The following is a 14,667-nucleotide window of genomic DNA, read 5'->3' on the forward strand; positions in this document are numbered from 1 at the left end:
GATCCGCCGGGCATGGCCCGGCGCTACCAGTTACTTGGCTGCCAACTGGCGCAGCACGTACTGCAGCAGGCCACCATGGCGGAAGTACTCGACTTCCTTCGGGGTCAGCAGCATCACCGAGACTTCGAAGGTCTTCTTGGTGCCGTCGGCCTTGGTCGCGGTGACCGTAGCGCGCTTGCTGGCACCGTCCTGCAGGCCGGTGATGTCGATCACTTCCGAACCGTCCAGGCCCAGGCTCTGTGCGTTCTCGCCGTTGCGGAACTGCAGCGGCAGCACGCCCATGCCGACCAGGTTGGAGCGGTGGATGCGCTCGAAGCTCTCGGCCACGACCGCCTTCACCCCCAGCAGCAGGGTGCCCTTGGCCGCCCAGTCACGCGACGAGCCGGTGCCGTATTCCTTGCCGGCCAACACCACCAGCGGCACCTTGTCAGCCTTGTACTTCATGGCTGCATCGTAGATCGCCAGCTTCTCCGGCTGGCCGCCGCCGGCCGGGTAGTACAGGGTGTTGCCGCCTTCCTCGCCACCGAACATCAGGTTCTTGATGCGGATGTTGGCGAACGTGCCGCGGACCATCACGTCATCGTTGCCGCGGCGGCTGCCGTAGCTGTTGAAGTCGGCCGGCTGCACGCCGCGTTCCTGCAGGAAGCGGCCTGCCGGCGAGTCCTTCTTGATGTTGCCGGCCGGGGAGATGTGGTCGGTGGTGATCGAATCACCGAACAGGCCCATCACGCGTGCACCGTGCACATCGTCGATGCTGCCGGTCTGCATGGTCATGCCATCGAAGTACGGCGGGTTCTTGATGTAGGTAGAGGCATCGCTCCACTCGTACAGGTTGCCGTCCGGAGAAGCGATGGTGTTCCAGCGGGTATCACCCTTGAACACATCGGCGTAGTTCTGCTTGAACATCTCCGGGCCGATGGTGGCGGCGATGACGTCGCCGATTTCCTTGTTGCTCGGCCAGATGTCGCGCAGGAACACCGGCTGGCCATCGCTGCCGGTGCCCAGCGGCTGGGTGGTCAGGTCGATGTCGGTGGTGCCGGCGATGGCATAGGCCACCACCAGCGGCGGGCTGGCCAGGTAGTTCATCTTCACTTCGGGGTGCACGCGGCCCTCGAAGTTGCGGTTGCCGGACAGTACCGAGGTGACGACCAGGTCGCCGGTGGCGATGCCGGCGCTGACTTCGGTCGGCAGCGGGCCGGAGTTGCCGATGCAGGTGGTGCAGCCGTAGCCGACCACGTAGAAGCCGATCTTCTCCAGCTCCTTCAGTACACCGGCCTTTTCCAGGTAGTCGGTGACCACACGCGAACCCGGCCCGAGCGAGGTCTTGACCCACGGCTGGCGGTTCAGGCCCTTGGCGGCCGCATTGCGGGCCAGCAGGCCGGCGCCGATCATCACCGCCGGGTTGGAGGTGTTGGTGCACGAGGTGATGGCGGCGATGACCACCGCACCGTCCTTCAGCCGCACCTTGCGGTTCTCGATCTCGATATCGGCGAAGCCCTTGGCCAGCTGCTCGTTGCCGACTGCGGCACCGCCGCCTTCATTGACGAACGACGAGACGTCGTCGCTGCGCTTGTCACGGTTGGCGGTCATGCCGACCAGGGCTTCGCGGTAGTTCTTCTGCACGTCTTCCAGCAGCACGCGGTCCTGCGGGCGCTTCGGGCCGGCCAGCGACGGCTTCACCGTGCCCATGTCCAGTTCCAGCGTGGTGCTGTACTGCGCGTGCGGGCTGCCCGGTTCGTGCCACAGGCCCTGCGCCTTGGCATAGGCTTCGACCAGATCGATCTGCTCTTCGCTGCGGCCGGACAGGCGCAGGTAGTTCAGCGACTCGGCGTCGATCGGGAAGATGCCGCAGGTGGCGCCGTATTCCGGCGCCATGTTGCCGATGGTGGCACGGTCGGCCAGCGGCAGGTGCTGCAGGCCGTCACCGTAGAACTCGACGAACTTGCCGACCACGCCCAGCTTGCGCAGCATCTGGGTGACGGTCAGCACCAGGTCGGTGGCGGTGGCGCCCTCGGGCAGCTTGCCGGTCAGCTTGAAGCCGACCACCTGCGGGATCAGCATCGACGACGGCTGGCCGAGCATGGCCGCCTCCGCTTCGATGCCGCCCACGCCCCAGCCCAGCACGCCGATGCCGTTGATCATGGTGGTGTGGCTGTCGGTACCGAACACGGTATCAGGGTAGGCGACCGCCTTGCCGTCCTTGTCCGCGGTCATCACCACGCGGGCCAGGTTCTCCAGGTTCACCTGGTGGACGATGCCGGTGTTCGGCGGCACTACCTTGAAGTTATCGAAGGCCTTCTGGCCCCAGCGCAGGAAGCCGTAGCGTTCCTGGTTGCGCTGGAATTCGATCTTGCCGTTGAGGTCCAGTGCGTCCGGCTTGCCGAACACATCGACCTGCACCGAGTGGTCGATGACCAGTTCGGAGGGAATCTGCGGGTTGATCTGCTCAGGCGAGCCGCCGAGCTTGACCACCGCGTCGCGCATCGCGGCGAGGTCGACCACGCAGGGCACGCCGGTGAAGTCCTGCAGGACCACGCGCGCCGGCATGAAGGCGATTTCGGTGTCCGGCTCGGCCGCCGGGTTCCAGCGGGCCACGGCTTCGATGTGGTCCTTGCCGACGGTGATGCCGCCGTCCTCGTGCCGGAGCAGGTTCTCCAGCAGGATCTTCATCGAGTAGGGCAGGTGGGAGATATCGAAGCGCTGGCCCAGCGTGGGCAGGCTGAAGTAGTCGTAGGTCTTGCCGCCGACGTTCAGCTGGCTACGGGTGGAGAACGAATCGCTCATGCGGGGTAACTCCTTCTTGCGGATGGCTTGCAGTGGCCCGCGCATGGGCGGACCTGCTTGCGGTCGCCGCAGGCCTGACGGCCCCGGTGGTTCCAGTATGAACCCGAAACTGAATGGATTCACCCGGGCCGGGTTCCGGCCTGCGGCATCGGTTCCAGACTACAGGGGAAGGTGTATGGCGTATGTCACGTTTGTGGCCGATCCTTTGCGAGGCAAGGGCTGGCGGGGTGCCGGTCCTGTTCAGGGTGGAAGTATGCCCGGGGAAGTATGTATAATTTGTGCATACTCTGGAGGGCCTACCGATGGAAGCCACTGTTGCAGAACGCGGACAGATCACCCTGCCCAAGGCGGTGCGTGATGCCCTCGGCCTGACCAAGGGCACGCTGCTGAAGGTCGAGCTGGACGGCAGCCGCATCATCCTGCGCAAGAGTGTTGACGATGCCATTTCACGGGCGCGCGGCAAGTTCGCGCTGGACGGTTTCGAATCGTCCGACGCAGCGGTACGTGCGGTGCGTGACGAGGAATAAGCCGTGATGATCGCCGTCGACTCTCCGGTGCTGGTCGAGCTGCTCAGCAATGGCCCGCAGGCCGATGCCGTGGAAGCCATCCTCAGGCAGAGCCTGGTCGGTGGCCGCGTGGTGGTCTGCGGCGCGACCCTGGCCGAAGTCTGCGCATCGCTGCGTGGCGGTGCCGAGGTGCTCGAAGCGCTGGAAGAAATGGGCGTGCACTTCAACCCGATGGAAGCCAAGTCGGCGCTGCGCGCCGGCGAGATGCACCGCCGCCACCGCCAGCGCAGCGGCAGCCGCCGCAGCCTGGACGAATTCATGGTCGGCGCCCACGCACTGCTGCAGTGCGATGGCCTGATCACCTGGAACGACACGTTTTACCGCGACTACTTCAAGGGCCTGAAGCTGATCGTGCCGCAAGCCTGAGCCCACTTTTTTTCAACCTACGCATTACCCGGGAGTTGTCATGTTGGAAGCCTACCGCCACCACGTCGCCGAGCGCGCTGCGCTTGGCATCCCGCCGCTGCCGCTGAGCGCGCAGCAGACGGCCGATGTCATCGAACTGCTGAAGAACCCGCCGCAGGGCGAGGCCGAGTTCCTGCTCGACCTGCTGACCCACCGCGTGCCGGCCGGCGTCGATGACGCGGCCAAGGTCAAGGCCTCGTACCTGGCGGCGATCGCCCTGGGCAGCGAGCAGAACCCCCTGATCAGCCGTGGAGCGCCACCGAACTGCTGGGCACCATGCTCGGCGGTTACAACGTTGCCCCTCTGGTGCAGCTGCTGGACGACGCCAGCGTCGGCACCATCGCCGCCAACGGTCTGAAGAAGACTCTGCTGGTATTTGATGCCTTCCACGATGTGCAGGAAAAGGCCAAGGCCGGCAACGCCAACGCCCAGGCCGTGCTGCAGAGCTGGGCCGACGCCGAGTGGTTCACCAGCAACCCGGAAGTGCCGCAGAGCCTGACCGTCACCGTGTTCAAGGTGCCGGGCGAAACCAACACCGACGACCTGTCGCCGGCACCGGACGCGACCACCCGCCCGGACATCCCGATGCACGCCCTGGCGATGCTGAAGAACAAGCGCGACGACGCGCCGTTCACCCCGGAAGAAGACGGCAAGCGCGGCCCGATCCAGCAGATCCTGTCGCTGAAGGACAAGGGTCACCTGGTCGCCTACGTTGGCGACGTGGTCGGCACCGGTTCCTCGCGCAAGTCGGCCACCAACAGCGTGCTGTGGTGGACCGGCGATGACATTCCGTTCATCCCGAACAAGCGCGCCGGTGGCGTCTGCCTGGGTTCGAAGATCGCCCCGATCTTCTACAACACCATGGAAGATGCCGGTGCACTGCCGATCGAGCTGGACGTGTCGAAGATGGAGCACGGCGATGTGGTCGAGCTGCGTCCGTACGAAGGCAAGGCGCTGAAGAACGGTGAAGTGATCGCCGAGTTCCAGGTCAAGTCCGAAGTGCTGTTCGACGAAGTGCGCGCCGGTGGCCGCATTCCGCTGATCATCGGCCGAGGCCTGACCGGCAAGGCGCGCGAAGCGCTGGGCCTGGCCCCGACCGATCTGTTCCGCCTGCCGGTGCAGCCGGTCGATACCGGCAAGGGCTTCTCGCTGGCGCAGAAGATGGTTGGCCGCGCCTGTGGCCTGCCGGAAGGCCAGGGCATGCGCCCGGGCACCTACTGCGAACCGAAGATGACCTCGGTCGGCTCGCAGGACACCACCGGACCGATGACCCGCGACGAGCTGAAGGACCTGGCCTGCCTGGGCTTCTCGGCCGATCTGGTGATGCAGTCGTTCTGCCACACCGCCGCTTACCCGAAGCCGGTGGACGTGAAGACCCACCACACTCTGCCAGAGTTCATCTCCACCCGTGGCGGCGTCTCGCTGCGTCCGGGCGACGGCGTGATCCACAGCTGGCTCAACCGCATGCTGTTGCCGGACACCGTCGGTACCGGTGGTGACTCGCACACCCGTTTCCCGGTGGGCATTTCGTTCCCGGCCGGTTCGGGCCTGGTCGCCTTCGCCGCTGCCACCGGCGTGATGCCGCTGGACATGCCGGAGTCGGTGCTGGTGCGCTTCAAGGGCAAGATGCAGCCGGGCGTGACCCTGCGTGACCTGGTCAACGCGATCCCGCTGTACGCGATCAAGTCGGGCCTGCTGACCGTGGCCAAGGCTGGCAAGAAGAACATCTTCTCCGGTCGCATCCTGGAAATCGAAGGCCTGCCGGAACTGAAGGTCGAGCAGGCGTTCGAACTGTCCGACGCCTCGGCCGAGCGTTCGGCGGCCGGTTGCTCGGTGCGCCTGAACAAGGAGCCGATCATCGAGTACCTCAACAGCAACATCACCCTGCTGAAGTGGATGATTGCCGAGGGTTACCAGGATCCGCGTTCGCTGCAGCGCCGTATCGAGAAGATGGAAGCGTGGCTGGCCAACCCGGAGCTGCTGGAGCCGGATGCCGATGCCGAATACGCTGCCGTCATCGAGATCGACCTGGCCGACATCCACGAGCCGATCGTGGCCTGCCCGAACGACCCGGACGACGTGAAGACCCTGTCCGAAGTGGCCGGCGCCAAGATCGACGAAGTGTTCATCGGTTCGTGCATGACCAACATCGGTCACTTCCGCGCCGCTGCCAAGCTGCTGGAAGGCAAGCGTGACCTGCCGACCCGCCTGTGGGTGGCCCCGCCGACCAAGATGGATGCCTCGGAGCTGACCAAGGAAGGCGTGTACGGCACCTTCGGCGCCACCGGTGCACGCATGGAAATGCCGGGCTGCTCGCTGTGCATGGGCAACCAGGCGCAGATCCGCGAAGGCTCCACCGCGATGTCGACCTCGACCCGCAACTTCCCGAACCGCCTGGGCCGCAACACCAACGTGTACCTGGGTTCGGCGGAACTGGCGGCGATCTGCTCGCGTCTGGGCCGCATCCCGACCAAGGACGAGTACATGGCGGACATCGGCGTGATCAACGCCAATGGTGCGGAGATCTACCGCTACATGAACTTCGACCAGATCGAGGAATACCAGGACGTGGCCAAGACGGTCGCCGCCTGATGCGGTAACTGAAAAACCCCGGCTCGCGCCGGGGGTTTTTTTGTGAGCGGATGACGCATGGTAGTGCCGGCCGCTGGCCGACAACCCGTTGAAACGAAGAACCTCTGGTGAAAGCCGGGTTTTTATTGTGCCCGGCCAGGTGGCCTAGCCCATGCGCATCGCGGTTCGGGTCTGCTCCTGGGCGTGGTCTTGCTGACCGACCTGCTGTGCCTGCGCAATCTGTTCGGCCTTGGCGATCGACTGCTCTACCGGCGTATTGATTGCCTCGCTGATCGGAACCGACGCCCGCAGGTGTGCCGGATTGCCCGGTGCTCCCTGCACAACGAACAGGCGAGGGCCCGAGTCATCGCTGGGTGGACTGCCCAGGACCACATGATCAACGCGTTCGAGGCCGCTGCTCTTGGCCGTCGCAAGCAGGCTGGCCGTCATGCGCTCACTGGTTTCATCGAAGCTGCGCCCGTGCCTGGCATCCAGGGCGGATACACCATCGCGGATCTGCTGGTAGAGCACATGGTCTGGATGGCCTTCCTTCCTGGGATCCAAGCCTGCCTTGTCCAAGGTTGACTCAATGCTCTCCTGCAATGGACTCCTGGGAGAGAAGCCGGGATTGCCGAGAGAGGGCGAGCCCTTGTCGGTTGCATCCTGGGTCAGTTGCTCCCCCGGCCTGAGCGCATTCTGGGCCCGCTGCTCCGCTTCAGCCTCGCGGCGGGCATATGCACCGGCTTCCTCAATACCGCGCAGGTAATTGACCCCGTCGCGCAGCAGGCCAGGTCCGCCGCCGACCAGCACGGTCGCGCCTGCGCGCAACTGATGAACATCACTGCGGTAGTCGACAATCCGGCGCAGGTCTTCAGGATCTGTGATCCGGGCCTGGGGATTGTCCAGTACAGACTGCACCGGGCCCTTGTCGGTCACGCGATCAAGGAAATGAACCAATCGATGGGAGTCGCCCAACTGGACCGCCACCGCGGCGGACATGACATGGCCGCTTTTCATCCCAGGTGTTCCAAGCGAGGCGATGCGCTGGCCGTGCTCGGCGTTGCGCAGGACCTCCAGTTCCCTGGGCTGCGCATACATCTCGACCTTGCCGTAATGAGGACCGCCCGCACTGACCAGGTCGCCTGCCATCACATGGTTGGTGAAGGGCGCCGCGTTGGCCGGCTGGCCCTCAGGAAGGCGATACGCCAGCCCGGCAGCACCGTAAGGATTGAATGCGTCGCCGGGGAGGTTGTAGTGGTGTGCAGTGATCTGGGCGAGCGCGCCGCCCAGCGAGTGGCCGGTGACGTACACCGGACCATACCCATTCTCTTTAGCCAGATCGATCGCCTGCTTGGTCAGTGCGAGGGCATCACCGAGTTGTGCGTTGACTCTTGCGGTGACCATCGCAGCGTCGATGCCGCCGTCAATCAGAGGCTGGCGATCAAACTCGGTACCGCGATGGGTGACGATTACTTCTTTGGATTCGAGATTATGGTAAATGACGCCTTGGTAGCCGGTGGCGGAGTTTAGGCTGGCCAATACACGATATTCCGTCCCGGCAATGGTAACAATGGCCTTGGGCGCAGGGAGCGGATCCTTATAGACATGATCTGAGAGGGCTGCATTTGCTCCAGGATTCATTGGGCTGTTCCTTCAGTCCGTGTGGAGATTTCGATTGGGAAGTAATCCTTTCGCTTATCTTGAGGCATCTTCTCGTACCAAGTCGAAGGCTCGGTAGGCGTCCACTCTGGCGATCCCCCTGAAGTCATGGGGCGTAAGGCGCGATGTACGTAGGTAGTAGCGAGTTTCTCGGTTTCAAGCTTTGTGAATGAAGTCCATGCGGTTGCTTGGATAGGGCGATCATCGATGATGAAGGCGAATGAAGCTTCCACGAGCACGGGTGTCCAAGTGCACGGGCCGCGACCGTAATAGTCGGCAACTTCCATGCCATCGTTGAATACAACACTGCTGAATTCAGTGGCACTGAGGCGCTGTGCCTGAAGCTCAACCTTGTGCTGGTTCGGCTCGTACTGCACCCCCTCCCAATTGTTGACCGGAGGGAGACAGAGTGGGTCTATCTCATACGTGACGAAGACCGAAGGAACGGGGACATCCACGGGTGCATCATGGACCCGAATCACAATCGGCAGCGCATCCTTTGGCGCCGGATTCTCGCGATAGACCGGGTATGAGCGTTCCTTGTTGCAGCCCGGAACGGCCATTGTGATCGAGGCGATCAACCAAACGTGAGCAAGGGTCGGGAGAACTTTCAGCATGAGCGGTCCATGTCGCTGCAGGATTTTCCTTGATCCCTGGAACATGCGGTCTCATCACGAACGACGGCGCCCCATCCGGGCAAATGCGACAGGTTGCGCAGTGGGTATTGCCCGTTACCCGGACCTCCCTCCCTGCGTACCCGAGCAGCGCGGCCTTGCGGGGTAACGTTCATCGGCGTTCCATTGCTGTGCGATACCTGACTATACGACCCGCTCCAGCCGCGCTCCAAGTCGGTGTCCTGCGGGCCTCCCGTTTGGCGCGCATGGCTTGCGGCAGGGTCCAGCCTCGAGCAGCGCCGTTGAAACATCAATGGTCGAAGGTGCTGCCGGCGGATCGGCAATTGCGCCTGACGTCTCTTGGAGGTGTCCAGCAGGGTGCAGAGCCGAGCGTGGGCTCGGCTCTGCAGGGGCCTGGCAGCCGCGGGCGAGGGCCAGCAACCGCTCGGCAATCCGCTCCAGCGGCACCTGCTCTTCGGCAGCGCCGAGCTTGAACGCGGCACCGGGCATGCCCCAGACCACACTGGTGGCCTCGTCCTGCACCAGCGTCGGGGCGCCGGCCTGGCGCATCTCCAGCAGGCCACGGGCGCCGTCATCGCCCATGCCGGTGAGAATGGCGCCGATGGCGTTGCCGCCGGCGTTCTGCGCGACCGAGCGGAACAGCACGTCCACCGCGGGCTTGTGCCGGTTCACTGCCGGGCCGTCGTCGACCCGGCAGCGCCAGCGTGCACCGTCGCGGATGATGCGCAGGTGCTTGCCACCCGGTGGCAGGTAGGCGTGGCCGGGCAGCACCGCTTCGCCGTCGCTGGCCTCGCGTACGGCCATTGCCGAGTGCCGGTCCAGGCGTTCGGCGAAGGCGCTGCTGAAGCTGGCCGGCAGATGCTGGGTCATCACCACGGCCGGGCCGTCGGCGGGCATGCCTTCCAGCACTACACGCAGGGCCTCGGTGCCACCGGCCGACGAGCCGATCGCGATCAGGCGGTCGGTGGTACGGAACTGCGGAGCAGCGGGGCGCATCGCAGGCGCGGCGTCCAGCAGGAGTTTCGGTGCGGCGGCGCGCACCAGCGGGCGGACGCGCGAGCGCGCCGCCATCTTGACCTTGGCGATGATCTCGTCGGCGTAGGCCTGCAGGCCGCGCGCCACGTCCAGCTTTGGCTTGGACACGAAATCCACCGCACCCAACGCCAGCGCCTGCAGCGTGGTGTCGGCGCCGCGTTCGGTCAGCGAGGAGATCATCACCACCGGCAGCGGGTGCAGGCGCATCAGGTTTTCCAGGAACGCCAGCCCATCCATGCGCGGCATTTCCACGTCCAGGGTGATTACATCCGGGGCCAGGCGCTTGATCTTCTCGCGCGCCAGCAGCGGGTCGGCGGCGGTGCCGACCACATCGATGGACGGATCGCTGGACAGGATTTCCGTGAGCATCTGGCGCACCACGGCGGAGTCGTCGACGATCAGGACCCGGCAGGGGGCGTTGCCGGTCAGGGTCATTCGAACAGCTCCACGCCGCCGGTGACCGGGGCCTTGGACAGGCGTGCACGCACCGCCGATTCGGTCGCGGCCACTTCGGCCTCATGGGCATGCGGCAGGCGCTGCACCACCACGCGGCCGGTATCGGCGAAGAACCAGATCTTGCGCGGATGGATGCCGCACAGATCCTCGGCAATGATCGGGATGTGCTCGGCCTGCAGGTACTGGCGCACGAACTCGGCGTTGCGCGTGCCGACCGGGTTGCTGGTGAAGCCCTTGAGGACGTTGGCGCCACCGAACACCTTGGCCTCGATGCGTTTGCGGTGCGCGCCGCGCTTGAGCATGTCGTTGATCAGCAGTTCCATCGCGTAGCTGCCGTAACGCGCGGGCGCGCCATCGCCGGCGTTGCCCTCGGGCAACAGGAAATGGTTCATGCCGCCGATCTTCAGCACCGGGTCGCGCAGGCAGGCCGCCACGCAGGAGCCCAGCGTGGTGGTCAGCGCAGTGGTGTCATCGACCACCAGGTACTGGGTCGGCAGCAGCTTGGCCGCAATGGTCTTGAAGCGCGCGTCCTGGTAACGCATCACATCATCGGTGCGCAGCGATGCGTTCATGCGCCGGCCTTTGCCGCACGGCGGTACAGAGTGCGCCCGCAGGGCTGGATCAGGTCGGCGGCGTGCAGGTAGTTCTCCGAGTGGCCGGTGTAGAGCAGGCCATCGTCGGACAGGTGCTGTACCAGCCGGCCGAGGATCGCGCGCTGGGTCGGCTTGTCGAAGTAGATCATCACGTTGCGGCAGAACAGTGCGTCGAACGGGCCGCCGACGTCGTAGCGCGGGGCAAGCAGGTTCAATGGGCGGAACTCGATCAGCTCGCGCAGCGCCGGCAGCACGCGGCACTGGCCCTCGTTGGGGCCGCTGCCGCGCTGGAAGTAGCGGCGGCGCAGATCCGGATCGAGGCTGGTGACGCGGTCGATGTTGTAGACGCCACGGCCGGCGGTGGCCAGCACCTGGGTATCGACGTCGGTGGCGATGATGCGTACCGGTGGCTTCAGGGTGCCGAAGGCTTCGCAGGCGGTGATCGCCATCGAGTAAGGCTCTTCGCCGGTGGAGGCGGCGCACGACCACAGCAGCAACGGTGTGCGGCTGGAGCGCTGCTGCAGCTCCTCGCGCAGCTTGTCGAAGTGGTGCGGCTCGCGGAAGAATGAGGTCAGGTTGGTGGTCAGCGCGTTGGTGAACGCCTGCCACTCGTCACCGTCTTCCTGCTCCAGATGGTCCAGATACTGCTGGAAGCTGCGCATGCCCAGCGTGCGCAGGCGGCGCGACAGGCGGCCATAGACCATATCGCGCTTTGCCGGGGCAAGGGCAATGCCCACGCGCTGGTAGATCAGGTCGCAGACGCGGCGGAAATCACGGTCGGCGAACTCGAATTCGCGCGGGCCGGTGACGATGGGAGTAGGACTTTGCACGGGGGACGTGTCCATCGGCAGAGGCGGCGGCCGAAGCCGCCGCGGGTGGGTCTCAGAATTCCTGCCAGTCGCTGTCGCTGGCGACGAAGGTGCTGGCGTTGCTGCCGGTGCGGCGAACCGGTGCTGGCGTCGGAGCCGGCCGCGGACGCGCCACGGCGGCGGCAACATGCACCGGCTCGACACGCGCGGCCACTGCCTTCATCGCGGCCGAGACCTGGTTGTCCAGGCGGAAGATCGCCACGGCGTCGGCCAGCTGGCCAGCCTGTTCTTCCATCGCACGTGCGGCGGCGGTGGCTTCTTCCACCAGCGCAGCATTCTGCTGGGTGGTTTCGTCCATCTGCACCACGGTCTGGTTGACCTGCTCGATGCCAGCCGACTGCTCCTGCGAAGCCGCGGAGATCTCGGCCATGATGTCGGTCACGCGCTGCACCGAGGCGACGATCTCGCCCATGGTGCTGCCGGCCTGGTGCACCAGGCTGGAGCCTTCGGCGACCTTGCCGACCGAATCATCGATCAGGCCCTTGATCTCCTTGGCCGCGGCGGCCGAGCGCTGGGCGAGGGTACGCACTTCGCTGGCGACCACGGCGAAGCCACGGCCCTGTTCGCCGGCACGTGCGGCTTCCACTGCGGCGTTCAGCGCCAGGATGTTGGTCTGGAAGGCGATGCCGTCGATGACCGAGATGATCTCGGCGATCTTCTTCGACGAGGCTTCGATGGCCGACATGGTGTTGACCACCTGGCCGACCACGCTGCCGCCTTGAGAAGCAACACCCTGCGCGCCGATCGCCAGCTGATTGGCCTGGCGGGCGTGCTCGGCGTTCTGGCGCACGGTGGAGGTCAGTTCCTCCATCGACGCGGCGGTTTCTTCCAGATTGGCGGCCTGCTGCTCGGTACGGCGCGATAGATCGCTGTTGCCCGACGCGATCTCGCCAGCGGCGAGGGTGATGCTGGACGCGCTGGCCTGGATCTGGCCGACGATCTGGGTCAGCTGGGTGACGGTGGTGTTGGCGTCGTCCCGCATGCATGCGAACACGCCCTGGTAGTCGCCGTGCATGCGCGCGGTCAGGTCGCCTTCGGCGATGGCCGACAGCAGCTGCGAGAGCTTGCCGAGGTTGTCATCGCTGACCGCCATCATCGCGTTGAGGTTTTCCAGCATCAGGCGGAAATCGTGATCGAAGCGCTGCGCGTCGCCACGGCGGCTGAAGTCGCCTGCGGCGGCGGCACTGGCCAGCTGCTTGATCTCGGCGTTGATGCGGCCGAGGTTGGCCTTGACCGTGTCGACGGTGGTGGTCATCGCGGCCTTCTCGCCGGGGTAGCGCGCGACGTCGCGGCTCAGATCGCCCACCGCGTACTGCTGCACCACGTCCAGCACATCGTGCAGGGTCTGCACGTGGCCGCCGACCAGAGCATTGGTTTCCTGCACCATCAGCCCGTACTCGCCGGGGAAGGCGCTGGCATCGATGCGGTAGCTCAGTTCGCCGCCGTCGTGGCGACGCGCCATCTCGCGCTGGCCGCTGATCACCGCGTGCAGCTGCTGCTGCATGCCCGACATGGCGTCCAGCAGGCGGCCGGTCTCGTCATGCGGCTGCGGGCCGATGTGGCTGTCCAGCCTGCCGCGGGCGATACCCTCGGCGACGGCCGTTGCCTGCTTCAGCGGTACGGCGATGCGGTTGCCGATGAGCCAGCTCAGGGCCAGCACGATCAGTACCAGCACGCCACCGGAGACGGCCATGATGGCGGTGAACACCAGTGCCTGCTTCTGCACGTCGTCCATGTAGACGCCACTGCTGACCACCCAGTTCCAGGGCGCGAACAGGCCGGCGTAAGCCACCTTCTCGACCTCGCCCTTGCTGCCGGGCTTGGCCCAGCGGTAGTTGACGAAGCCGCCACCGGCCTTGGCTGCTTCCACCTGGTCGTAGTAGATGCGCACGCCGTCGTCGGTGCGGAAGTCCTTCATGTCCTTGCCGACCAGGTCCTTGCGGAACGGGTGCATCAGCAGGCGGTAGCCGGTGTCGTAGATGTTGAAGTAGTAGGCATCGTTATCGGCGCGCATCACTTCCAGCGCCTGCAGGGCGGCGGCCTTGGCAGCGTCCTCGCTGAGCTCGCCGGTACCGGCCAGGCGATGGTAGTGCTGGAGGATGCCGTAGCTGAGTTCGACCTGGGTCTTCAGCGCAGTCTTGCGGGTCTCGGTCAGGTCGAGGTACTGCATGCGGGCGGCGATCACCGAGAGCGCGATCACGCCAAGCGCGATGAGCAGCGTCAGCAGGTTGAGCTTGCGCCGGACGGAGAGGTTGCTGAAGTAGTGTTGCCAGCGATGCATGAGATTCATCGAGCAGGACCAGGTCGAAGCGGGCGGGCGGCGCCGTGCCGGTCACAGCGGGACAAGCGGTGACAACCCCGTTATCGGCCGCGCGGGCGGGGGATTGAGGTGCGGTGTCCGAACGTATTCAGGTTTCCTTGCAGCGGCGGCTGCGGCGCTGCCTGCGGCAGGCTTTTGAAGCAACAGCAACAGCAACAGCGGTTGGTCGGCTCTGAATTTTCAGTGGGAGGCTGGGTCGGGGTGGGCTGGCGGGACACGCCGTAAACCCCGCTCCGCGGTCCGGCCCAGCCGCTGGCGGCTGGGCGTTCGGGCGCTTGCGAAGCAGTGCTTCGCAAGCAAAGCGCCCTCACCCTTGGGGGCTCGATGGCGCCATCCATGGCGCCAACGGTCCCGCCAGCCCACCCCGACCCAGCCCTCTCGGCATTCCTGTGACGGACGGCAAGAGCGTTGGGTTTCCAACTGGGAAGAGGGGGCAGATCCGTTTTCCTGCGGAAAGCGAATCTGAACCCGGAAGCGGTGCTGTTGCTCTTGCTCTTGCTCTTCTTTCTTCAATCCGGGGTGGACGCGCACGGAAACTGTCCGTGGCCGGGAGGGTGGGCTGCGCAGGGGCGTGAGCCGCATGGGCCCGAGGCATGCCTCGGGCGGGTTGGGCAGGACGCCCAACCCTGGCCTTGCCGTGCGTGCAGGACTGCGCGCACGAGCAAGCGGCGACCGAGCTTACATGGACGTACTTGCAGCGGCCCCTGCGCAGCCCACCCTCCCGGCCAACCCTCAGTAGCCACGCGCCTACCGCGACCACCCCGAGGGGCTTCG

Annotated in this window: 8 protein-coding genes and 2 pseudogenes; 3 read left to right on the plus strand and 7 right to left on the minus strand. The window is 65.4% G+C overall.

Annotation, left to right across the window (positions count from 1 at the left end):
* Positions 1-30: 30 nt before the first annotated feature.
* Positions 31-2,784 carry an aconitate hydratase AcnA gene (gene acnA / locus ACZK2V_RS10140; protein WP_071229327.1) on the minus strand — a complete coding sequence of 918 codons (2,754 nt, stop codon included), beginning with the start codon at positions 2,782-2,784 and terminating at the stop codon, positions 31-33.
* A 302-nt stretch (positions 2,785-3,086) separates the two neighbouring features.
* On the opposite strand from acnA, the gene ACZK2V_RS10145 reads away from it, so the two are divergent.
* The 3 genes and pseudogenes from ACZK2V_RS10145 (at position 3,087) to acnB (ending at position 6,347) form a co-directional block, all read left to right on the plus strand.
* Complete coding sequence (locus tag ACZK2V_RS10145; protein ID WP_005409505.1) at positions 3,087-3,311, plus strand: AbrB/MazE/SpoVT family DNA-binding domain-containing protein; 225 nt, start codon at positions 3,087-3,089, stop codon at positions 3,309-3,311.
* A gap of 6 nt (positions 3,312-3,317) precedes the next feature.
* On the plus strand, positions 3,318-3,716 hold the full coding sequence (locus ACZK2V_RS10150) for a type II toxin-antitoxin system VapC family toxin (RefSeq protein WP_008267153.1): 399 nt from the start codon (positions 3,318-3,320) through the stop codon (positions 3,714-3,716).
* A 40-nt stretch (positions 3,717-3,756) separates the two neighbouring features.
* Positions 3,757-6,347 (plus strand): annotated as a pseudogene (acnB, locus tag ACZK2V_RS10155) (bifunctional aconitate hydratase 2/2-methylisocitrate dehydratase).
* Between the two features lie 144 nt (positions 6,348-6,491).
* On the opposite strand, the gene ACZK2V_RS10160 reads toward acnB, so the two are convergent.
* The 6 genes and pseudogenes from ACZK2V_RS10160 to ACZK2V_RS10185 all read right to left on the minus strand — a co-directional run bounded on the left by ACZK2V_RS10160 (position 6,492) and on the right by ACZK2V_RS10185 (position 13,863).
* Positions 6,492-7,967 (minus strand): XVIPCD domain-containing protein, encoded by a 1,476-nt coding sequence (locus ACZK2V_RS10160; protein ID WP_486323231.1) that lies wholly within the window; start codon positions 7,965-7,967, stop codon positions 6,492-6,494.
* The gene (locus ACZK2V_RS10165) at positions 7,964-8,602 is read right to left on the minus strand and encodes a hypothetical protein (protein ID WP_071229331.1); all 639 of its coding nucleotides are present in this window, start codon (positions 8,600-8,602) and stop codon (positions 7,964-7,966) included. Before ACZK2V_RS10165 ends, ACZK2V_RS10160 begins: the two co-directional genes overlap by 4 nt.
* Before the next feature lie 423 nt (positions 8,603-9,025).
* A pseudogene (locus ACZK2V_RS10170) lies at positions 9,026-10,090 on the minus strand (protein-glutamate methylesterase/protein-glutamine glutaminase); the annotation flags it as partial.
* Complete coding sequence (cheD, locus tag ACZK2V_RS10175; protein ID WP_008264676.1) at positions 10,087-10,683, minus strand: chemoreceptor glutamine deamidase CheD; 597 nt, start codon at positions 10,681-10,683, stop codon at positions 10,087-10,089. The pseudogene ACZK2V_RS10170 and the gene cheD, both read right to left, overlap by 4 nt.
* Complete coding sequence (locus ACZK2V_RS10180) at positions 10,680-11,549, minus strand: CheR family methyltransferase (protein ID WP_050509861.1); 870 nt, start codon at positions 11,547-11,549, stop codon at positions 10,680-10,682. The genes cheD and ACZK2V_RS10180 overlap by 4 nt, the downstream gene beginning before the upstream one ends.
* Positions 11,550-11,586: 37 nt before the next feature.
* Complete coding sequence (locus ACZK2V_RS10185; protein ID WP_486323232.1) at positions 11,587-13,863, minus strand: methyl-accepting chemotaxis protein; 2,277 nt, start codon at positions 13,861-13,863, stop codon at positions 11,587-11,589.
* Positions 13,864-14,667: the final 804 nt, after the last annotated feature.

The organism is Stenotrophomonas sp. 93052_Sma (assembly GCF_056481145.1).

Excerpts from the sequence above, each read along its gene's own strand:
- ACZK2V_RS10145 (WP_005409505.1), top strand. The coding sequence starts at position 3,087 with ATGGAAGCCACTGTTGCAGAACGCGGACAGATCACCCTGCCCAAGGCG.
- ACZK2V_RS10180 (WP_050509861.1), bottom strand. The coding sequence starts at position 11,549 with ATGGACACGTCCCCCGTGCAAAGTCCTACTCCCATCGTCACCGGCCCG.
- cheD (WP_008264676.1), bottom strand. The coding sequence starts at position 10,683 with ATGAACGCATCGCTGCGCACCGATGATGTGATGCGTTACCAGGACGCG.
- ACZK2V_RS10185 (WP_486323232.1), bottom strand. The coding sequence starts at position 13,863 with ATGAATCTCATGCATCGCTGGCAACACTACTTCAGCAACCTCTCCGTC.
- ACZK2V_RS10165 (WP_071229331.1), bottom strand. The coding sequence starts at position 8,602 with ATGCTGAAAGTTCTCCCGACCCTTGCTCACGTTTGGTTGATCGCCTCG.
- ACZK2V_RS10160 (WP_486323231.1), bottom strand. The coding sequence starts at position 7,967 with ATGAATCCTGGAGCAAATGCAGCCCTCTCAGATCATGTCTATAAGGAT.
- ACZK2V_RS10150 (WP_008267153.1), top strand. The coding sequence starts at position 3,318 with ATGATCGCCGTCGACTCTCCGGTGCTGGTCGAGCTGCTCAGCAATGGC.
- acnA (WP_071229327.1), bottom strand. The coding sequence starts at position 2,784 with ATGAGCGATTCGTTCTCCACCCGTAGCCAGCTGAACGTCGGCGGCAAG.